The following is a 19,432-nucleotide window of genomic DNA, read 5'->3' on the forward strand; positions in this document are numbered from 1 at the left end:
TTCGGTGCCGTGTTCCGGCCACCGGGAAGACGGTCTGACGGTTATACGGACTAACCGTCAGACCGTCGAAACAGCCGTCGCACCCAACGCCCCCGGCGCCGGCCGCCGGCCAGGACGCCGTCCAGCCAGTCCTGGTCGAGGTCGTGGCTCAGTTCCGTCCGCGGCTGCAGCCATCCGTCGCGGCTGGTCTCGCCGCCGTCGCTCGTGTACACCCGCGTCGCGCCTGCCTGCCGTAGCCGGGCCAGCACCCGCCGGTCGTATGCGCCGAAGGGCAGCGAGTACCGCTGGACCGGCCGGCCGCACAGGTCGCCGAGCAGCTTCGGGGCGTCCGTCAGCTCGCGACGCGCGTGGCGGTCGTCGAGACGACGCCAGTCGCGGGGTTCCCAGCCGTGCGAGCCGATCTCCATGCCGGCGCGGGCGAGGTCGCGCAGCGCGTCGCGGTCGAGGTAGCCGCGCTGTCCGAGCCGGCCGGCGAGGGGGAAGAACTCCGCCGTCAGCCCGCGTTCGACGAGGCGGGGCAGCGCGATCTCGACGTCGGACTCGTTGCCGTCGTCGAAGGTCAGGTGGACGTCCGCGCGTTCTTCGATCGCGTCGAGGATGCGATCGAACTGTTCGACAGTCACCCAGCGTTCGTTCTCCCCCGGCTCGAGCTGACGAGCCGGCCGGCCGATCCCGTGCATGGCGAAGTTCACCGCCACCGCTTCCACCTCCTGCCACCGCGAGTAGTCGAGTTGTTACCCCGATTAATCGCGGAAGCAAACGGGTGAGTTACAGGCTTTTTCCGGCAATCAGCCTTTCCGGATTTCCAGCGTGCAGCACTTCGGCCCGCCGCCGGCTTTTCGCAGCTCAGAGATGTCGACGTAGACCGGCTCGTACCCACGCTCGGCGAGGAGTTCACCCAGTCGAGTGGCCTCGACGGGGAGGACAACGTTCCGGCCGTCGGACACCCCGTTCAACCCGAAGCACTCGGCGTCGGCGGCGGTCGCGAGCACCGCGTCCGGGAACAGCCGCTCGAGCACGCGGCGTGATCCCGCGGAGAACGCCGCCGGGTAGTAGACGATCTGCGCGCGCGTCGTGTCGGTCGCCTCGGAGAGCACGAACAGCGCCGTGTCGAGGTGGTAGTAGCGCGGGTCGACCAGGTTCAGCGAGACGACCGGGACGCCGAGGACCTCCTGCGCCTCGGCGTGCGCGGCCGGGTCCGTGCGGAAGCCGGTGCCGGCCAGCAGCAGGCTGCCGGTCCAGGCGAAGTCGCCCTCGGCCTCGTTGATCTTCTCCGGCATGGTGATGTCGCGGTAGCCGTGTTCGACGAACCAGCGGCGGAAGTGCTCGGCTTCCGCCGTGCGCTGCGGCGCGCGGAACCGCGAGCCGAGGACGCGGCCGTCGACGACCGTGCCGGAGTTCGCGGCGAAGACCATGTCGGGCAGGCCCGGCTGCGGGTCGATCTCCTCCACGGTGTGGCCGAGACGGCGGTAGGTGTCGCGCAGCTCGGTCCACTGCGCGACGGCGACGTCGGCGCTGACCGGCTGGGTCGGGTCCATCCAGGGGTTGATCACGTAGTCCACCGCGAAGAACCGCGGCGGGCACATCAGGTATCGGCGGGTGGTCGGTACGCGAGCGGCCAAGGGCTGTGATCCCTGCATGAATGCAGGGTAAGTGCTGCCCAAACTCGCAATCAATCGCTGTTCGCTGCGCGTATCTGTGCTAAATGTTGCGTGTGAACACCATCGACCAGCGAATCGTTTCGTGTCTCATGGCGAACGCACGATCGAGCTACGCGGAGATCGGCAAGGTCGTCGGCCTGTCGGCGCCGGCGGTCAAGCGGCGGGTCGACCGGCTGCTCGAAACCGGCATCCTGCGCGGGTTCACGGCGGTCGTCGACCCGGAGGCGCTCGGCTGGGGCACGGAGGCGTTCGTCGAGGTCACGTGCCAGGGCAACATCACGCCGGCCCGCATCCGCGCGCGGCTGGAACCGCTGCCCGAGGTCGTCGCGGCGTACACGGTCTCGGGCGCGGCGGACGCGATCGTCCACCTGCGGGCGGCCGACATCCACCACCTCGAGACGGCGTTGGAGCGGCTGCGCGGGCTGGAGATCGTGGACCGGACGGTGTCGACGGTCGTGCTGTCCCGGCTGCTCGAACGCCCACCGACGCCCGAGGAGTGACGCTGTCCGGAATCCGCCGTTCGCGCCGCTGAACGGCTAGTCCGGGATCGACCGCCGGCCAGGCTTTCCGCCTGCTCGAAGCCCGGAGGAGTGAACGAGCGCGTGGCGGCGCCCCCCCGCTTTCCAGCGTAACGGCGGGGACCGACAGTTTCGGCAGCTCAGGCGCCCGGGGCGGCCTCGGCCTCCAGGCGCCTCAGCCGCCCAGAGGGACGCAATTGCCCGAGGTGGCTCAGCTGCCCGAGGACGCAGTCGTCCAACGCGACTCAGCTGTCCAAGGCCCGCAGCACCGCCGGGGCCTCGTCCGGGTGCAGCCTCAGCTCCGTCCGGCCCGCGTGGAACGTGACCGCCCGCTCGGCCACCGCCTGCATCGTCAGCTCCCCCGGTTCGAACGCCGCCGGTGGCTGTCCCGGGGCCAGCCACCGCACCCGGCCGGCGCCCAGGAGGAGCCTTCCCTGCTGCTCGCGGCCGTCGGTCAGGGCCGGGTCGCGTAGGACGCACGGGATCCTCACCCGCTCGCCTCGGGCCAGCGCGGCCTGACGCGCCTTGCGGCGGCGGGCGCCGAAGAACTCGGCCGTGTCGATCATCGTCAGGACGTGGCCCGCGGCCACGATGAACCCCCGGACCAGGGCGCCGACCAGTTCCCCCATGCCTCCAGTCATACCCGAGCAAACCGACGACCGCCTCGTGCCACGCTTACCCCCATGACCGACAGCATCGTCAGCGAGCACACGGGCGGCGTCGCCCTGCTGACCGTCGACGCGCCCGGCAGCCGCAACGCGCTGACGCTCGAGCTGTCCTCGCAGCTCGCGGACGCCGTCGCGGCCGCGGAGCGGGACGAGTCGGTGCACGCCGTCGTGGTCACCGGTACGCCGCCGGCGTTCTGCGCCGGGGCCGATCTGTCCGCGCTCGGCGCGGCCGACGAGCAGGGCCTGCGCGCCATCTACGAAGGCTTCCTGTCCGTCGCGCGCTGCACGCTGCCGACGATCGCGGCGGTCGGCGGCGCGGCCGTCGGCGCCGGCCTGAACCTCGCCCTCGCCGCGGACGTCCGGCTGGCCGGGCCGCGCGCGAAGTTCGTCGCGCGGTTCCTGGAGCTGGGCCTGCACCCCGGCGGCGGGATGACGTGGATGACGCAGCGGCTGGCCGGGCCGCAGCAGGCCGCCGCGATGACGTTGTTCGGGCAGTCCCTGGACGCCGAGGCGGCGGTGCGCACCGGGCTGGCGCTGCGGGTGGTCGACGGCGGGCACGACGACCTGCTCGCCGCCGCGCGGGAGCTCGCCGCTCCGGCCGTCGCCGCGCCGCGCGAGGCCCTGCTGGCCACCAAGCGCAGCCTGCGGACGACCGCGTCGCTGGCCGCGCACGCCGACGCCGTGGACGTCGAGATCGAGCCGCAGCTCGCGTCGCTGGCGTCCCCGGAATTCGCCGAGCGGCTGGCGGCGATGCGGGCGCGGATCCGGTCCGGCCCCTGAGTTCTCAGCAGGTGGACGTGACGCGGGAGATGCGTGTCACAACGCCTGGTGACAGATACCCGTTACCATCGGTTACAGGTATTTGTCGGACCAGCACAGAAGAACCACTAGCGCAGCAAAGAGGTCGTCCGGGACTCGGGACACTGGGAACATCGTGGTCAAGGGCGAGCTAACCTCGTGATAGGGCCTGGTGTCCCGACTGTCATGACACCGGGCAGAGCGACCGAAGGCCGCAACGTCGGGAGAGAGGGAATCCCTGACCCATGAGCACGAGTGCGAACGGCAACGGCGCTGGTCACGGCTCGCTCGCCGCGACCAGGCCCACCGAGATCAACAAGCTGGACCGGGTGGTCATCCGGTTCGCGGGCGACTCGGGTGACGGGATGCAGCTGACCGGCGACCGCTTCACGTCCGAGGCGGCCGCGTTCGGCAACGACCTGTCGACGATGCCGAACTTCCCCGCCGAGATCCGCGCCCCGCAGGGCACGATCCCCGGCGTCTCTTCGTTCCAGGTCCACTTCGCCGACTACGACATCCTCACCCCCGGTGACCGGCCGGACGTGCTGGTGGCGATGAACCCGGCCGCGCTGAAGGCGAACGTCGCCGACGTGCCGCACGGCGGCACGATCATCCTCAACACCGACGACTTCATCAAGCGGAACCTGACCAAGGTCGGCTACGCCACGGACCCGCTGGAAGACGACTCCCTCAGCCCGTACCAGGTGCACCGGGTCGCCATGTCGACGCTGACCCAGGGCGCGCTCGCCGACACCGGCCTCGGCAAGAAGGACGCCGAGCGCTGCAAGAACATGTTCGCGCTGGGCCTGCTGTCGTGGATGTACCACCGGCCGACCGAGGGCACCGAGCGGTTCCTGCGCGAGAAGTTCGCGAAGAAGCCGGACATCGCCGAGGCGAACATCCTGGCGTTCCGCGCGGGCTGGAACTACGGCGAGACGACCGAGTCGTTCGCGACGACGTTCCAGGTCGCGCCGGCGAAGCTGGCACAGGGCACCTACCGGCAGATCACCGGCAACACGGCGCTGGCGTACGGCATCGTGGCGGCCGGCCAGCAGTCCGGCCTGCAGATCCTGCTCGGCACCTACCCGATCACCCCGGCGTCGGACATCCTCCACGAGCTGTCCAAGCACAAGCACTTCGGCATCCTCACCTTCCAGGCCGAGGACGAGATCGCCGGTATCGGCGCCGCGCTCGGCGCGTCCTACGGCGGCGCGCTCGGCGTGACCTCGACGTCCGGCCCGGGTGTCGCGCTGAAGTCCGAGACCATCGGCCTCGGCGTGATGATGGAGCTGCCGCTGGTCGTCATCGACGTCCAGCGCGGTGGCCCGTCGACCGGCCTGCCGACCAAGACCGAGCAGGCCGACCTGCTGCAGGCGATGTTCGGCCGCAACGGCGAATCGCCGGTGCCGATCGTCGCGCCGCTGTCCCCCGCGGACTGCTTCGACGCGGCCGTCGAGGCCACCCGGATCGCGCTGAAGTACCGCACGCCGGTACTGCTGCTGTCGGACGGCGCGATCGCGAACGGCTCCGAGCCGTGGCTGATCCCGGACGTCGGGACCCTGCCCGACCTGCGTGTCGAGTTCGCGACCGAACCCAACTCGGACAACGACTCCGGCGAGTTCTGGCCCTACGTCCGCGATCCCGAGACGCTCGCCCGCGCGTGGGCGATCCCGGGCACGCCCGGCCTGCAGCACCGCATCGGCGGACTGGAGAAGGCCGACCGGACCGGGCACATCTCCTACGACCCGGACAACCACGACAAGATGGTCCGGCTGCGGCAGGCGAAGATCGACGGCATCGACGTCCCCGACGTCGTGGTCGACGACCCGAGCGGCGGCAAGGCCCGGGTGCTCGCGCTCGGCTGGGGCTCCAGCTTCGGTCCGATCGGCGCCGCGTGCCGCCGGGTGCGCAAGCTCGGCATGCCGATCGCCCAGGCGCACCTGCGGCACCTCAACCCGCTGCCGGCCAACCTCGGTGACGTCCTCCGCTCCTACGACAAGGTCGTGGTGCCGGAGATGAACCTCGGCCAGCTTTCCCTGCTACTGCGCGCGAAGTACCTGGTGGACGTCCACTCGCACACCAAGGTCGCCGGAATGGCGTTCAAGGCGGAAGAGCTGCAGAACCTGTTCTCGGAGATCATCACCGGCGTTACGGAGGCCGTGAAGTGACCGCGATCGACCTGGGGTTGCCGACTCGCGGTGGCCTGGACCTCGTCCCGACCACCGACGAGCCGCAGAAGGCCAAGGACTACAAATCGGACCAGGAGGTCCGCTGGTGCCCCGGCTGCGGCGACTACGTCGTGCTCAACGCGGTCCAGTCCTTCCTGCCGACACTGGGCCTCAAACGCGAGAACATCGTGTTCGTCTCCGGGATCGGCTGCTCGTCGCGGTTCCCGTACTACCTCAACACCTACGGCATGCACTCGATCCACGGCCGCGCGCCGTCGATCGCGACCGGGCTGGCGACCACACGCCCGGACCTGTCGGTGTGGGTCGTCACCGGTGACGGCGACGCGCTGTCCATCGGCGGCAACCACCTGATCCACGCGCTGCGCCGCAACGTGAACATCAAGATCCTGCTGTTCAACAACCGGATCTACGGGCTGACCAAGGGCCAGTACTCGCCGACCTCGGGGCCGGGCATGGTCACCAAGTCGTCGCCGATGGGGTCGGTGGACACGCCGTTCAACCCGCTGTCGCTGGCGATCGGCGCCGAGGCGTCGTTCGTGGGCCGGGCGATGGACTCCGACCGCAAGGGCCTCACCGAGGTCCTGCAGGCCGCGGCGGAGCACCGCGGGTCGGCGCTGGTGGAGATCTACCAGAACTGCCCGATCTTCAACGACGGCGCGTTCGACGTCCTCAAGGACGCCGACGAGGCCGCCTCCCGGCTGATCCCGCTGCGGGCGGGTGAGCCGATCCGGTTCGGCCCGAACCAGGAGTTCGGTGTCAAGCGCGGCGACTGGGGTGGCCTGGACGTCGCGAAGGTCGCCGACATCGGCGAGGACAACATCGTCGTGCACGACCCGGCGATCATCGACACGTCGTATGCGTTCGCGTTGTCGCGTCTCGGTGATCAGAGCCTGAACCACGTCCCGACCGGCATCCTGCGCCAGGTCGAGCGCCCGACCTACGACGACGGTGCCCGTGCCCAGGTCGAGCAGGCCCGCGCGGCCCGCAAGCCGGACCTGCAGGGCCTGCTGCGCGGCAAGGACACCTGGACCGTCGCCTAACTCGCGGTACCGAGGTCCGTGAAGGCCTCCTCGCCGGCTCAAGATGCCGACGGGGAGGCCTTCACGGCTTTTCGGGGTTGCGCGAATTTAGGATACGTGTCCTAAGTTTCAGGTCATGCGACCTTTTGTATTCTTCGACGTCCGGACGTCCGATGTGGACGCCGCCGCGGCGAAGCGGCCTGAAATGCCGTGAGGGGCACCCTCACGGCTCTGAAGTCCATGAAGGTGCCCCTCACGGCACTACGGAAACTCAGGTGAGCGGGCGGAACCCGACGCGCTCGGCGTCCTCGGCGGTGCGGAACCAGACCTCGGCCACCATCCGCGGGAACTGCTCGGACTCGTCGGTGCAGTACCGCAACGCCGTGACGCTCGCCTTGACTTCGAAGCCGTCGCTGGGCCGGCCACCGCCGGGGCGCGGCATCGCCGAGCCGGGGCCGAACGGACCGGGCGGGACCGAGTCCTCGGCCGACTCGCGGGCCGGCGGGGGCGGCGGCGCGTCCGGCGAAACGCCGACGGCCGTCTGGGTCGGCTGCACCGACGGCTCGAACAGCGAGCCGCTGTGCGCGCCGGACAGTTCGGGATCGCGGCGCTCGACCGTGCGCATCGACGGCTGGATCGGCTGCGGCGAGTCGAAACCGCCCCGCACCACGCCACGCGGCTGGCGCTTCGGCAGCACCTGCGTCGCCTCGGCCGGCGTCTCCGGCGGCACGTCCAGGTCGCCACCGGCCGCTTCGTCGCCGGCGAAGGCGTACTGCGGCGCCTCGTCGTCCGGAAGCTCGTCCTCGAAGTCGTCCGCGAGCTCGTCCTGCGGCTCTTCCCGCCGCTCTTCCTTGCGGGCCGAACCCGGGTGCTCGCCGATGTAGCGGGTGCGCTCCATCGGCTCTTCGAACGCCGACCGCTGCGACTGCGGCTCGTGGTCGAACCAGTCCGGCTCCGGCGCGGGCGGCGCGGCGGCCGGCGGCTGGAACAACGACCCGCCGGTGTCCGGCTCGAGCTGGTGCTCCAGCTGCGAAAGCGCCGGCGCGGGCTCGGGCTCGTACTGCTCGTCGTCTTCCGGGCTGAGGTACTCGGACGCGGCCGCGCGGTACGGGTCGTCCTGCTCCGGCTCCGCGACCGGCGCCATGACCTGGGTCGCGGACGCCGGGTAGCTGTCCGGCTCCGGTTCCGGCCGGTAGTCGTCGACCGGCGGGGTCCGCGGCGGCACCTGCGAGTCCAGCTCCGCGAAGTCCGCGTCGATGTCGTCGTGGACCTCGTCGCGGCTCACCGGCGACGCGGCGACCAGCGTCCCCGGGTACGACGTCTCCTGCGGCCGGGCCTCTTCGTACGGGTTCGACTCGTACCGGCTCTCGTCGTAGGCCGGCTCGGACCGCGAGTAGCCCTCAGCACCCGGCGTGGCCAGCCCGGCGGCGTTCGCGGGTGTGCGCGCGGCGTCGGCGTGCGACTGGGCCAGCGCGCTCTCCAGCTTGCGCACGCTCTTGCGAAGCGGTAGCACCAGCACCAGCCAGGTGAGCAGTGCCCCGACGAAGAAAGCCGCCAGGCTCCACAGCCAAACCTGTCCGAAAATGGACATCTATCCCTGCCCCTAGTTCAGTGCGTGCGCGCTACCAGGTAAGCGGCAACCGACTCGCACGCGTCACGAGCGGGTGACGCGGGCAGCGCGGTGAGCTCGGCACGCGCGCGCTGAGCGTAGTCGGAAAGGGTGACGCGCGCGCGTTCGAGTCCACTACTGGCGCGGAGCAGCTCCAGCGCCTCCTGGACGACCTCGTCGTCGGCGATCGGGCCCGACAGCAGCTCGACCAGCCGGGGATCGGTCCCGGGGTCGGCCAGCGCGTACAGCATCGGCAACGTGCGGACGCCTTCGCGCAGGTCCGTGCCCTGCGCCTTGCCGAGTTCGTCGGACGGCGACGCGATGTCGATGATGTCGTCGGAGATCTGGAACGCCGTGCCGATGATGTCGCCGAACCGGCGCAGCGCCTCGATGTACTCGTCCGGGGCGCCGGACATCATCCCGCCGAAGCGGCCGGACGTCGCGATCAGCGACCCGGTCTTCTGCGCGATCACGGTCAGGTAGTGCGCCACGGCGTCGTCACCCGGACCGGGGCCGACGGTCTCGCGCATCTGGCCGGTGACCAGCTCGCCGAAGGTCTCGGCGATGATCCGCGCCGCGTCCGTGCCGAGGTCGGCGACCAGCCGCGAGGCGTGGGCGAAGAGGAAGTCGCCGGTCAGGATGGCGATCGTGTTGTCCCAGCGCGCGTTGACGCTCTCGGCGCCGCGGCGCATGTCCGCCTCGTCCATGACGTCGTCGTGGTAGAGCGTGGCCAGGTGCACCAGCTCGACCGCGGCGGCGGCGATCACGACGTGGTCGTCCTGCTTCGGCCCGAACTGCGCGGACAGCAGCGTGAACAGCGGACGGAAGCGTTTGCCACCGGCCTCGACCAGGTGCAGCGCCGCGTCGTGGACGGCCTGGACGTCACTGCTGACGACGTCACGGAGCAGCTTCTCGACGTCGGCCAGCCCGGCGGCGATCGCGCGCAGCAGGGCTTCGTCGGCGATCTGCAGGCCGACCGACTCGCGCAGGTCCTCGAGGGCGCCACCCGGCGCAGCGGGGAGGGATCCCGCCCCGGGGGCTGGGGAAGGCACAGACACGTCGGCTCCGCTCTACTCGTGCACCGGTCGGGTTCTCCCTTGAGCGTAGTGGCTACCCCGCGCCACCGTTTACCCGCTGTCCAGCGGAAACGGTGACGAACATGACATCGCCGGCCGGTCGGGGCCGCCACGCGCGCCCGAGCACGCGACCACCGGTGACCAGGGCCCTTCGCGAACCGCGGCGATCGTCGCTTCGCCGCCGGACGTCGCGGGCGCCGGCAGGTGCGCGCCCGCTCGGTGACGCCGTCCTCGGTGAGCGGGACTTCGCCTGCCCGCTTTGTCACAATGGTCCTTTGTGGACTGTTCGCATCGCGCGCCGGGTGGCCACACTGTCCACAGCGGACGGTGCGACACCGTGTCCCCGGTACGCCTGCAGGCCATGAGCCGACGCGGGTCAGCGTCGCCGGATCCTGACGTCGTCCAGGCAGGTCGAGCTGACGACCAGGTCGCGGTAGGGGTAGCCCTCGCGCTCGAACAGCTCCATGACCATCAGCTCGGCGTGGTCGTGGGCCCGCTGCGAGGCGTCGTCACCCGAGGCGACGTCGACCTGGACGCGGAAGGTGAAGCCGCCGAGGTGGTGACTGTAGGTGAGCGCGCCGTCGGCACTGAAGAACCGGCCGGCGACGTCGTCCGAGGTCAGGCGGGCGAGCAGCTTTTCGCGGGTGGCCTGCGCGGGCCGGTCGAACTTGCCCCGGACGAGGACACGGTAGGTCGGCATGCGCGTCAACATACAGAGCTGTATCCGGATACCGAAGGGATTATCCACCGGGTGGTTCATGATCCACGAAGGGGTGATCGGCGGTTTCGGACGCAACGGGCGGGTCGGACAGGCGGATATTCACGACGTGGAAGAACTGCCGAACCCGACAGCTCTCCCGGTCAGCAAGGAGGACAGCGAAATGCGCAGCAAGATCGCGAGGCGGGCGGGACTCGCCGGAACGCTGTTGGTGGCCGGACTCGCCGTGGCCGTCCCGGCGCAGGCCGCGCCGCAGCCGGGCGTGGCCCAGATCGGCTCAGCCGAGTTCACGAAGGGTGACGCGACGGTCAAGGTGCCGGTCCAGGGCCAGTGTTCGGTCGCCGGCCCGAAGACGGCCACGGCCCAGACGGTGTCGAAGACCGGAATCACCTTCGGCGGCGGCACCTCGTCCTGCACGACAAGGGTGACGGACCCGAATACGTCCGCCACGACAACGACGTCCACGGCGACGGGCAAGAACTTCGAGCTGTCGGCATTGGTGAGCGCGGGCGGCCCGCGGATCAAGCTGTCGACGTTCAAGGTCACCTGCACGGCAACGCACACGCAGACGAACGCCGGCTGGACGTACGGCGGCATGTCGGGCATCACGAACCCGCCGAGCCCGGTCCCGGTCGGCTACGTGGTGCCGCTCAAGAAGTCGAACGGCACGGTCCTGGCGAACGCGGTGTTCAACATCCAGAACCTCCCGGGCGACGGCAGCATCGGCCTGACGATGCTGCGCATCAACTTCCTCCCGGCGTCGGGCATCGCGGGCCAGGTGATCCTGGGCCACACGTCCTGCTCGCCGACACCCTAGGTTTCTCGGGGGTCACGGTTGTTCCGTGACCCCCTCGACCTGCGGTTTCTTCCCATCCGAGGCCGGCGCGGAACCCTGGTAAGGTGCGAGCCGTCGGATACGCAGGGTGCTCGGGGTGGAGCACACTGCAAGCTAGGGGAGAGCTGACGTGACGACATTTGTGGTGAGCGGCCGTGGGTGAGGTCTACGACCCGGACGGGAACTGGCAGTTGCCGGGACCGAACGGGATCCCGCACGCGGGCTCTTACGGGGGCGAGTCTTCCGGATCTGGTGGGACGGGGTTCCAGTACGACGTCGAGACCCTCCGCGAGCTGATGAACGAGTGGAACGACCTCGCCAACGAGTTCGCAAAGGATCTGAACTACGCAGCGTCGCTTCAGCGTGCACAGGGCCCAGGGGACGAATACGCGAGTGGCGGCAACGCGGAACAAATCAGAGCCTCCGGCGAAGCTTTGCACTCGACCTTGACGGCACGTGAGCAGTACTGCCGTTCGATGGCGGCGAAGTTCCAGATGGCTTTGGGCAAATACGCGACGGCCGAAGACACCCACGCGACCGATGTGAACCAGACCGGAGGCAGCCTCTGATGCGCCGCATCCTCCTTATATTGAGCGTGTCGGCATTGGCCCTCTGCTCCTGCACGACCACCACAGGGGGTTCCGCATCTCCGTCCGGTCCAACCACGGACCAGTCGCCGCCAGATTCGACGACGGGCTTGCCCGGGCCAGGTGTCCCGAAAGTGGATGCCCCGATCGACATCGCACACTTCAAGCAGGCACCATGCGACGCGTTGACCGCAGATCAGGTCGCAGAGCTGCTGGGTCCTGGCGTCACACCCAAGGCAGACCTGAACGCACCAGCTGGCCCCAGCTGCAGCGTCAACCCACCTCGAGTTACACAGGCTTCAGTTCTATTGATCTTCGGCAATATCGATGAACTTGGCCTGACCAGCGTCTACCGGGCTAAATACAAATTTTTCATGCCGCTTCCCCCAGTAGACGGCTACCCTATAGCCGCCTACGGCCTTGCTGACGATCGAGTCAGTCACGGCAAGTGTCAGATTGCAATCGGCACGAGCGACCGTCAGACGGTAGATATCGGCGTCGCTCAATCCGAAGATAATATCGGCAAGAAAGATCCATGCGAAGCGGCACGTGGTATTGCTTCGTATGTCCTCGACAACCTTCGCGGGGTGAACTGATGGTCGCCGAAGGGCCTTTGACGGCTGCGCAGATCTATGAGCAGGTCACCGGTGGTGGCGGCATTGATTCGCTGGCCGATGCGCAGGATGGTGCCGGGCAGTTGACCAATCGGATGGTTGAGCGGGCTCAGCGGATCAGCGCCCTTCGGGCCAAGACCATGGCCGGGTGGCAAGGGGGTGCGGGGGACGCCGCCGCTGACGCTACGCGTCCTCTTGTTCAAGCCGCCGCCGATGATGCTGTTCATCTCAAGACCGCTCAGGCTGCCGTTGGTGCGCAGATGGATGCCTTTGGGACCGCCAAGCACTCTGTGAAGCCCGTTGCGGCGCAGCCGCCGGAAATGACTTCTGATGATCTCTACAATGTTCTTACCGGTGATGGGCAGTCCTACAACACCAAGGTTTCCGGGTGGCAGGCCGACAGCCAGGGCAACATCGAGGCCTTTGGCGCCTACCACTCCGCCTCCACCTCCAATGGCGGGCAGATGCCCTCCCAGTACGCGCAGATCAGTGACTCCGGTGCGCCCGTCTCCATGACGACCTCGGGGCAGGGCACCCGGGAGACCACCACCGGGCGGACCGCCACCGCTACCGATACCGGTGAGTGGGCCCGCAATCCGCGGCAAACCGATGTTTTCGGGCAGAACCAGGACGTCCGGGCCGGGCAGAATCAAATACCTCGGCAGCCTTCGAACCAGATTTCCGGGCAGGACTCGCGGCACGTGGTGTCGCAGACTCCTCCCGGGGGTGGCAACTCCGACAGCACTCATGCCGACAACTACGTACCGCCTCCAGCCGCCGCTCAGGGTGGGGGCTATCAGTTCGGGCCTACCGGGCAGCCTCTCGGCAATTTCGGGAGTGGCTCCGGGAACCAGCCGTACAGCGGCTTCGGGCCCGGATCCGGCGGGTTCGGGCCAGGGGCCGGTAGCGGGACCGAAATTGGCACCGGCAGCGGGCGGGGCACGAGCGGGCCGGGCGTCGGTGGCTACCGGACCGGCAGCCCGAACACCGGCGGCATCAACCAACGCGGCCTCGGCAACGGGCCGGGTTCCGGCGCCCGCGTCCCCGAAGAGCGCATGCCCGGCCAAGCAGCCGCACGCGGTGCCAATGGCGCCCGCGGCGCCAATGGGATGCCCATGGGGACCGCGGCCGGCGGGCGTGGGGCCAAGGACGACGACAAAGAGAAGAAGTCCGCCCCTTACCTGAAGAATCCCGATCCCGACGAGACCTTCGGCGGGTTCATCGAGAAGCCCATGCCGCCCGTGATCGGGGAAAGCCGGCCCAAGCCGTAGGCACCTGGAGGAACACAGCACCGTGGTGCTCAAGGCCGAACTCTCCCTCGGAAATCTGCTCACGGCCATGCGTCAGGCCGGCTGCGGGGATCCGCACCCGATCTTCGCCGGTGGGCTGCGCTACATTCCGCCGTCCGCGCGAAAGAACACCGACCGCCAAGCCTTCGAGCAGCTCAGCGAATACGGCTTCACCCAAGGCGACGGCTTCACGCCCGAATTCGACGATCTCCTCCACCTGCTCGACCGGCCCGCGACAGAGTTCTTCGCCTACGCCCGTGACCAGCGGGAACAGATCGGGGTTCTTGTCGCCGTGCGGGGACGGACGGCGGTCACCGCCGTCTGCCAGGGTGAGCGGGTCTGGCTCAAGGGCGTCCCGCCCGATACCCATCCCGTTGACGCGCTCATCGCGAACCTGCCGCCGTGTCAGGCTGCAGATATCAAGCCGTTTTCGCTTCCGCAGCAAGACTTCCGGGAAGAACGAGGCAGCGACGTCTTCGACGACGCCCCGGCTCGCAGCCGGGCCGCGCAGAAGCTCGATGACCTCGTGAAGCAGAAGCACTCCGGGCTCGGGCAGTTCTACGCCGCGAAGCGGGAGGAGGGGCTGCGGATCGAGACCGAAGACTCCCTCGGCTATCTCGACGTCGATGCCGGGCGGGTCGGGATCGGGGTGGCCGACCGGTACATCAGCGTCATGCCCGGGGATCCGGTGGTGCTGGGGCGGAAGGTCGCGGCTCTTCTGGGCAACTGAAAGGGCCGCCACCCCCGGGAAGAGGGTGACGGCCCTTTCAGAAGGAACTTCAGGAAGCGAAACCGCCCGCACTCGCCCACGACAGGGCGAACGCCGGGACCAGGCCGAGGACCAGCGTCACGGCCGTGCCCAGGAAGATCGCCGTTCCGGTGCCGAAGCCCGGGATCGTCACCGTGGGGCCGTCCGCGGCCGGCTCGGAGAAGTACATCAGGACGATCACGCGCAGGTAGAAGAACGCCGCCACCGCGCTGAACACCAGGGCGATGACCACCAGCGGAGCCATGCCGTCCGACAGGGCCGCCGAGAACACGACGAACTTGCCCACGAAACCTGACGTCAACGGGATGCCCGCCAAGGCCAGCAACAGGAACGTGAACACCGCGGCCACCAGCGGCGACCGTTTCGCCAGGCCCGCCCACGCCGAGAGGTGCGTTGCCTCGCCGGAGGAGTCGCGGACCAGGCTGATCACGCCGAACGCCGCCAGCGTCGTGAAACCGTAGGACAGCAGGTAGAACAGCGTGCTCGACAGGCCGTTCGCGGTCATCGAGATCGCGCCGATCAGCAGGAAGCCCGCGTGCGCGATCGAGGAGTACGCGATCATGCGCTTGACGTCGGTCTGGGTCAGGCCCAGCACCGCGCCGATCACCATCGAGATGATCGCCACGCCCCAGAGCACGCCGCGCCACTCCCAGCTCGTGGAGCCGAACGCCACCGACAGCACCCGCAGGATCCCGCCGAACGCGGCGACCTTCGTGCACGCCGCCATGAACGCCGTCACCGGGGTCGGCGCGCCCTGGTAGACGTCCGGGGTCCAGGTGTGGAACGGGCCGACCGAGCCCTTGAACAGCAGGCCGACGACCAGGAGACCGAGGCCGGCGAACAGGAGCGTGTCGGAGCGGTCCGAACCGGCCGCCGCGGCGGCGATGTCGCCCAGCTTCACGGAGTTCGCGTAGCCGTACAGCAGCGCGAGGCCGTAGAGGAAGAACGCCGAGGAGAACGCGCCGAGCAGGAAGTACTTGACCGCGGACTCCTGCGAGAGGAGACGGCGACGGCGGGCCAGGCCGCACATCAGGTACAGCGGCAGCGAAAGGACTTCCAGCGCGATGAACATCGTGAGCAGATCGTTCGACGCGGTGAACGCCATCATGCCGCCGAGCGCGAACAGCGTCAGCGGGAAGACCTCGGTCTGCATGGTGGTCGCCGTCTGCGCGCGGTCCTGGACCGTGCCCGGGCGGATGCCGGCCTGCGCGACCAGCGCGCCGCCCGGCTCGACGACGCGGTCCGAGATCAGCAGCACCGCGCCGACCGCCAGGGCCAGCAGCGTGCCCCAGAGGAACAGCGCCGGCTTGTCGATCGAGATCGCGCCGCTGAACGTCTTCACACCGCCCGCGGGGGCGTCGTTGAGCGCGTACTTGATCAGCCAGCCGCCGGCCAGGAGGATCGCCAGGAGGCTCAGCCCGACCTGCGTGCCGAACCGCGAGCGCTTCGAGGCGAACGCTTCCACCAGCACACTGACGCACGCGGCGCCGAAGATGATCAGCACCGGCAGCACGGCGTTGTAGTCGACCGACGGCGTCGCGATCGGTGGTTCCGGCGCCTGGGTCAGGAGGATGTCGAGCACGGGTTACTTGCCTCCCTGAACCGCGGACAGCGTCTGCTGCACCGTCGGGGTGACTGTGTCGAGCACCGGCTTCGGGTAGAAGCCGAGGACGATGATCAGCACGACCAGCGGCGCGAGGATCGCGATCTCCCGGCCACTGAGGTCGCGGATGACCTTGGTCGCGCCCGGCTCGGTCACGGTCGCGGTGGCCACGGCGCCACCCGACTCCACGCCGGCCGGGGTGGCGCTGCCCTTCGAGGCGGGCGGAACCAGGGCGTCACCGCGAAGCGGGCCCTGCATCACGCGCTGGTAGAGCCAGAGGACGTACGCCGCGGCCAGGACCATGCCCACGGTCGCGAGGATCGTGTACACCGGCTGGTCCACATAGGACCCGATGAGCACCAGGAACTCGGAGACGAACGAGTTAGTGCCCGGCAAGGACAACGTGGACAGACCGGCGAGGAGGAACAGGCCCGCGAGCAGCGGGGTCACCTTCGCCATGCCGCCGTAGTCGGAGATCTTCGTCGACCCGCCGCGCGCGACGACCAGGCCGATCACCACGATCAGCATGCCGGTCGCGAGGCTGTGGTTCAGCATGTACGTCGCCGAGCCGATCATCGCCTGCTCGTTGAACGCGAAGATGCCGAGCGAGATGAACCCGAAGTGGGCGATCGAGACGTAGGCGATGAACCGCTTCATGTCCCGCTGCCCCGCGGCGAGGATCGAGCCGTAGAGGACGCCGATCACCGAGAGCACCAGCACCAGCGGCGCCAGGGTCTTGCTCGCGTCCGGGAACATCGGCAGGCAGTAACGCAGGAACCCGAACGTGCCGACCTTGTCCAGCACGCCGACCAGCAGGACGGCGACGCCGATCGGCGCCTCCCCCGCCGCGTCCGGCAGCCAGGTGTGGAACGGCACCAGCGGTGCCTTGATCGCGAACGCCAGGAAGAAGCCGAGGAACAGCCAGATCTGCGTGCTCAGCGGCGCGTCCCGGACGACCGTGACGAGCGTGGCCCAGTCGAACGTGCCGTGGCCGAGCTTCTTGTCCGCCAGCGAGTACGCCCCGATCGCCGAGGCCAGCATGATCAGGCCGCCGAGGAACGAGTAGAGGAAGAACTTCACCGCCGCGTACTGCCGGTTCGCGCCGCCGTAACCGCCGATGAGGAAGTACATCGGGATCAGCATGATCTCGAACAGCACGTAGAACAGGAAGACGTCGGTCGCGGCGAAGACGCCGATCGTGAGCGCCTCCTGCAGCAGGATCAGCGACAGGAACCCGCCCGCGCTGCGGCCCGGCGGGAGCTTGTCCATCAGGCCGAGCCCGCCGACGACGATCGGCACCAGCAGTGCGATGACCGCGATCATCACCAGCGAGATGCCGTCGGTGCCGAACGCGATGTGCACGCCGAAGCTGGGGATCCAGTCGACGCTCGATGTCATCTGCAGCCGCGCGCCGCTCGGCGAGTAGCTGAGCCAGAACGGGATGATCAGCACGAACTCGAGGATCGAGAAGGCCAGCGCGGCCAGCACCGCGGCGCGGTCGTTCCCCTTGAGGAACGCCAGCACCAGGGCGCCGACCAGCGGCAGCAGGATGAGGATCAGCAACCAGGTCATCAGGAGAACCTCACCAGCAGGAGAGCCGCCAGAAGCAGGAACGTGCCGCCGAGCATCGACAGCGCGTAGGACCGGACGAACCCGGTCTGCAGCCGCCTCAGCCGGCCGGAGCCGCCGCCGAGACCGGCGGCGAGGCCGTTGACCGCGCCGTCGACGCCGCGGTTGTCGACGAACACCAGCGCCCGCGAGAGCCAGGTGCCCGGACGGGCGACCAGCGTCTCGTTGAGGGTGTTGCCGTACAGGTCGTTGCGAGCGGCGCGGGTGACGAACGAGACGCGCTCCGGCCGCTCGACCGGGACCGGCCGGCGGAAGATCAGGTACGCGATCAGCACACCGAGTGCGGCGAACACGAGGGTCAGGATCGGCACGATGTCCGCCGGGATCGGCGTGTGCTCGGCCTCGTGGAACTCGCCGACCGTCGGGGCCAGCCAGTCGACGAACCGGTCGCCGATCGCGAAGAACGCACCGGCGCCGACCGAACCGACCGCGAGGATCGCCATCGGGATCCACATGATCGGCTTCGACTCGTGCGGGTGGAACTCACGGCCGTCCGTCGACTTGATGTCCTTCCAGCGTTCCTTGCCGAAGAAGGTCATCATCATCAGGCGGGTCATGTAGAACGCGGTCAACCCGGCGCCGAGGATTGTGGCGATGCCGAAGACCCAGCCACGCCAGCCTTCCTGGCCGAACGCCGCCTCGATGATGGCGTCCTTGGTGTAGTAGCCGGTGAGGAACGGGAAGCCGATCAGCGCGAGGTAGCCGAGGCCGAAGGTGACGAACGTGATCGGCATCTTCTTGCGGAGGCCGCCGAACTTGCGCATGTCGACCTCGTCGTTCATGCCGTGCATGACCGAACCGGCGCCGAGGAACAGCCCGGCCTTGAAGAAGCCGTGCGCGACGAGGTGCATGATGCCCAGCGCGTAGATCCCCGGGCCGAGCCCGACCGCCAGCATCATGTAGCCGATCTGGCTGACCGTCGAGTACGCGAGGACCTTCTTGATGTCGTCGTACGCGCAGCCGATGATGCACCCGAGCAGGAGCGTGAACGCTCCGACCAGCGTGACGATCAGCCGGCCGTCCTCGGTGGCGTTGAAGATGTCGTGCGAGCGGGCCACCAGGTAGACGCCGGCGGTGACCATCGTCGCCGCGTGGATCAGGGCCGAGACCGGGGTCGGGCCCTCCATCGCGTCCGGGAGCCAGGCCTGCAGCGGGAACTGGCCGGACTTACCGCACGCGCCCAGCAGCAGGAAGATCGCCATCGCGGTGATCGCGGCCGGCGGGAACTTGCCCGCGCCCACCGCGTCGAAGACCTGCGCGTAGCCGGTGGACCCGGCGTACTTGAACATGATGAAGATCGCCAGCGCGAGCCCGACGTCACCGACGCGGTTCATCAGGAACGCCTTCTTCGCCGCGGTCGCGGCGGACGGGCGGCCCTGGTACCAGCCGATGAGCAGGTACGACGCGAGACCCACGCCCTCCCAGCCCAGGTAGAGCGTCACGAAGCTGTTGCCCAGCACCAGGATCAGCATCGAGGCGACGAAGAGGTTCAGGTACGCGAAGAAGCGGTACCGGGCCTCGTCGTCGACCATGTAGCCGATCGAGTAGAAGTGGATCAGCATGCCGACGCCGGTGATGAGCAGCACGAACGTCAGCGACAGGGCGTCGATCCGGAGCCCGAAGTCGATCTGCAGCGCGCCGGCCGGGATCCACGAGTAGAGCTTGGTGTCCGTCGTGGCCTTGCCGTCAGCCGTGAAGAACAGGATCAGGCCCCAGACGAAGGCCAGGGTGACGGTGGCCGTTCCGAGCAGATGCCCCCAGCCCTTCGCGCGCTTGCCCATGAGCAGCAGGACGAGCGCGCCGAAGGCAGGGAGGGCCACCAGCAGCCACGATGATGCGGTCACTCGGTG

Annotated in this window: 18 protein-coding genes; 9 read left to right on the plus strand and 9 right to left on the minus strand. The window is 68.9% G+C overall.

Annotated features, from left to right (window positions below):
- Positions 1 to 50: 50 nt before the first annotated feature.
- Both OG494_RS33990 and ddaH read right to left on the minus strand, forming a co-directional pair.
- A complete protein-coding gene (locus OG494_RS33990; RefSeq protein WP_328459104.1) occupies positions 51 to 680 on the minus strand; it encodes a polysaccharide deacetylase family protein in 630 nt (209 codons plus the stop codon).
- Positions 681 to 788: 108 nt separating this feature from the next.
- A complete protein-coding gene (gene ddaH / locus OG494_RS33995; protein WP_328445719.1) occupies positions 789 to 1,640 on the minus strand; it encodes a dimethylargininase in 852 nt (283 codons plus the stop codon).
- A gap of 74 nt (positions 1,641 to 1,714) precedes the next feature.
- On the opposite strand from ddaH, the gene OG494_RS34000 reads away from it, so the two are divergent.
- Positions 1,715 to 2,161, plus strand: a complete 447-nt coding sequence (locus OG494_RS34000; protein WP_328445721.1) for an Lrp/AsnC family transcriptional regulator — start codon at positions 1,715 to 1,717, stop codon at positions 2,159 to 2,161.
- Between the two features lie 263 nt (positions 2,162 to 2,424).
- Here OG494_RS34000 and OG494_RS34005 read toward each other — a convergent pair whose 3' ends face one another.
- Complete coding sequence (locus OG494_RS34005; protein WP_328445723.1) at positions 2,425 to 2,808, minus strand: hypothetical protein; 384 nt, start codon at positions 2,806 to 2,808, stop codon at positions 2,425 to 2,427.
- Between the two features lie 54 nt (positions 2,809 to 2,862).
- Here OG494_RS34005 and OG494_RS34010 point away from each other — a divergent pair, with 54 nt between their 5' ends.
- The 3 genes from OG494_RS34010 (at position 2,863) to OG494_RS34020 (ending at position 6,874) form a co-directional block, all read left to right on the plus strand.
- Positions 2,863 to 3,627, plus strand: a complete 765-nt coding sequence (locus OG494_RS34010) for an enoyl-CoA hydratase (RefSeq protein WP_328445725.1) — start codon at positions 2,863 to 2,865, stop codon at positions 3,625 to 3,627.
- Positions 3,628 to 3,890: 263 nt separating this feature from the next.
- Positions 3,891 to 5,813, plus strand: coding sequence for a 2-oxoacid:acceptor oxidoreductase subunit alpha (locus tag OG494_RS34015; RefSeq protein ID WP_328445727.1), 1,923 nt, complete (start codon positions 3,891 to 3,893; stop codon positions 5,811 to 5,813).
- A complete protein-coding gene (locus tag OG494_RS34020; RefSeq protein ID WP_328445729.1) occupies positions 5,810 to 6,874 on the plus strand; it encodes a 2-oxoacid:ferredoxin oxidoreductase subunit beta in 1,065 nt (354 codons plus the stop codon). The genes OG494_RS34015 and OG494_RS34020 overlap by 4 nt, the downstream gene beginning before the upstream one ends.
- Positions 6,875 to 7,124: 250 nt before the next feature.
- Here the strand turns inward: OG494_RS34020 and OG494_RS34025 are convergent, their stop codons facing one another.
- The 3 genes from OG494_RS34025 to OG494_RS34035 form a co-directional block, all read right to left on the minus strand.
- Complete coding sequence (locus tag OG494_RS34025) at positions 7,125 to 8,444, minus strand: sunset domain-containing protein (protein WP_328445731.1); 1,320 nt, start codon at positions 8,442 to 8,444, stop codon at positions 7,125 to 7,127.
- Positions 8,445 to 8,461: 17 nt separating this feature from the next.
- Positions 8,462 to 9,514: a polyprenyl synthetase family protein gene (locus OG494_RS34030; RefSeq protein ID WP_328459105.1), complete on the minus strand. Its 1,053-nt coding sequence runs from the start codon at positions 9,512 to 9,514 to the stop codon at positions 8,462 to 8,464.
- Between the two features lie 400 nt (positions 9,515 to 9,914).
- The gene (locus OG494_RS34035; RefSeq protein ID WP_328445733.1) at positions 9,915 to 10,238 is read right to left on the minus strand and encodes a DUF6204 family protein; all 324 of its coding nucleotides are present in this window, start codon (positions 10,236 to 10,238) and stop codon (positions 9,915 to 9,917) included.
- Here OG494_RS34035 and OG494_RS34040 point away from each other — a divergent pair.
- The 5 genes from OG494_RS34040 (at position 10,237) to OG494_RS34060 (ending at position 14,311) form a co-directional block, all read left to right on the plus strand.
- Entirely contained in the window at positions 10,237 to 11,073 is an 837-nt protein-coding gene (locus OG494_RS34040) for a hypothetical protein (RefSeq protein ID WP_328445735.1), read from the plus strand. The two genes, OG494_RS34035 and OG494_RS34040, sit on opposite strands and share 2 nt — an antisense overlap.
- Before the next feature lie 173 nt (positions 11,074 to 11,246).
- The gene (locus tag OG494_RS34045) at positions 11,247 to 11,660 is read left to right on the plus strand and encodes a hypothetical protein (RefSeq protein ID WP_328445737.1); all 414 of its coding nucleotides are present in this window, start codon (positions 11,247 to 11,249) and stop codon (positions 11,658 to 11,660) included.
- Complete coding sequence (locus OG494_RS34050; protein WP_328445739.1) at positions 11,660 to 12,274, plus strand: DUF3558 domain-containing protein; 615 nt, start codon at positions 11,660 to 11,662, stop codon at positions 12,272 to 12,274. The genes OG494_RS34045 and OG494_RS34050 overlap by 1 nt, the downstream gene beginning before the upstream one ends.
- A complete protein-coding gene (locus tag OG494_RS34055; RefSeq protein ID WP_328445741.1) occupies positions 12,274 to 13,563 on the plus strand; it encodes a hypothetical protein in 1,290 nt (429 codons plus the stop codon). The genes OG494_RS34050 and OG494_RS34055 overlap by 1 nt, the downstream gene beginning before the upstream one ends.
- A gap of 22 nt (positions 13,564 to 13,585) precedes the next feature.
- Positions 13,586 to 14,311, plus strand: coding sequence for an ESX secretion-associated protein EspG (locus OG494_RS34060; protein ID WP_328445743.1), 726 nt, complete (start codon positions 13,586 to 13,588; stop codon positions 14,309 to 14,311).
- A gap of 49 nt (positions 14,312 to 14,360) precedes the next feature.
- Here OG494_RS34060 and nuoN read toward each other — a convergent pair whose 3' ends face one another.
- From nuoN to nuoL, 3 genes are read right to left on the minus strand one after another with little or no spacing between them, the layout of a single operon-like run.
- Positions 14,361 to 15,932: an NADH-quinone oxidoreductase subunit NuoN gene (gene nuoN / locus OG494_RS34065; protein ID WP_328445745.1), complete on the minus strand. Its 1,572-nt coding sequence runs from the start codon at positions 15,930 to 15,932 to the stop codon at positions 14,361 to 14,363.
- A gap of 3 nt (positions 15,933 to 15,935) precedes the next feature.
- Positions 15,936 to 17,525 carry an NADH-quinone oxidoreductase subunit M gene (locus OG494_RS34070; protein ID WP_328445747.1) on the minus strand — a complete coding sequence of 530 codons (1,590 nt, stop codon included), beginning with the start codon at positions 17,523 to 17,525 and terminating at the stop codon, positions 15,936 to 15,938.
- Positions 17,525 to 19,426 carry an NADH-quinone oxidoreductase subunit L gene (gene nuoL, locus OG494_RS34075; protein WP_328445749.1) on the minus strand — a complete coding sequence of 634 codons (1,902 nt, stop codon included), beginning with the start codon at positions 19,424 to 19,426 and terminating at the stop codon, positions 17,525 to 17,527. Before nuoL ends, OG494_RS34070 begins: the two co-directional genes overlap by 1 nt.
- Between the last annotated feature and the right edge of the window lie 6 nt (positions 19,427 to 19,432).

It is taken from the genome of Amycolatopsis sp. NBC_00438, from assembly GCF_036026695.1.
In the GTDB taxonomy this organism is placed as follows: Bacteria; Actinomycetota; Actinomycetes; order Mycobacteriales; family Pseudonocardiaceae; genus Amycolatopsis.

Bases quoted from the DNA above. Each gene is read 5' to 3' on its own strand.
- OG494_RS33990 (WP_328459104.1), bottom strand. From the start codon at position 680: ATGCACGGGATCGGCCGGCCGGCTCGTCAGCTCGAGCCGGGGGAGAAC.
- ddaH (WP_328445719.1), bottom strand. From the start codon at position 1,640: ATGCAGGGATCACAGCCCTTGGCCGCTCGCGTACCGACCACCCGCCGA.
- OG494_RS34005 (WP_328445723.1), bottom strand. From the start codon at position 2,808: ATGGGGGAACTGGTCGGCGCCCTGGTCCGGGGGTTCATCGTGGCCGCG.
- OG494_RS34010 (WP_328445725.1), top strand. From the start codon at position 2,863: ATGACCGACAGCATCGTCAGCGAGCACACGGGCGGCGTCGCCCTGCTG.
- OG494_RS34015 (WP_328445727.1), top strand. From the start codon at position 3,891: ATGAGCACGAGTGCGAACGGCAACGGCGCTGGTCACGGCTCGCTCGCC.
- OG494_RS34025 (WP_328445731.1), bottom strand. From the start codon at position 8,444: ATGTCCATTTTCGGACAGGTTTGGCTGTGGAGCCTGGCGGCTTTCTTC.
- OG494_RS34040 (WP_328445735.1), top strand. From the start codon at position 10,237: ATGCGCGTCAACATACAGAGCTGTATCCGGATACCGAAGGGATTATCC.
- OG494_RS34035 (WP_328445733.1), bottom strand. From the start codon at position 10,238: ATGCCGACCTACCGTGTCCTCGTCCGGGGCAAGTTCGACCGGCCCGCG.
- OG494_RS34050 (WP_328445739.1), top strand. From the start codon at position 11,660: ATGCGCCGCATCCTCCTTATATTGAGCGTGTCGGCATTGGCCCTCTGC.
- OG494_RS34055 (WP_328445741.1), top strand. From the start codon at position 12,274: ATGGTCGCCGAAGGGCCTTTGACGGCTGCGCAGATCTATGAGCAGGTC.
- OG494_RS34070 (WP_328445747.1), bottom strand. From the start codon at position 17,525: ATGACCTGGTTGCTGATCCTCATCCTGCTGCCGCTGGTCGGCGCCCTG.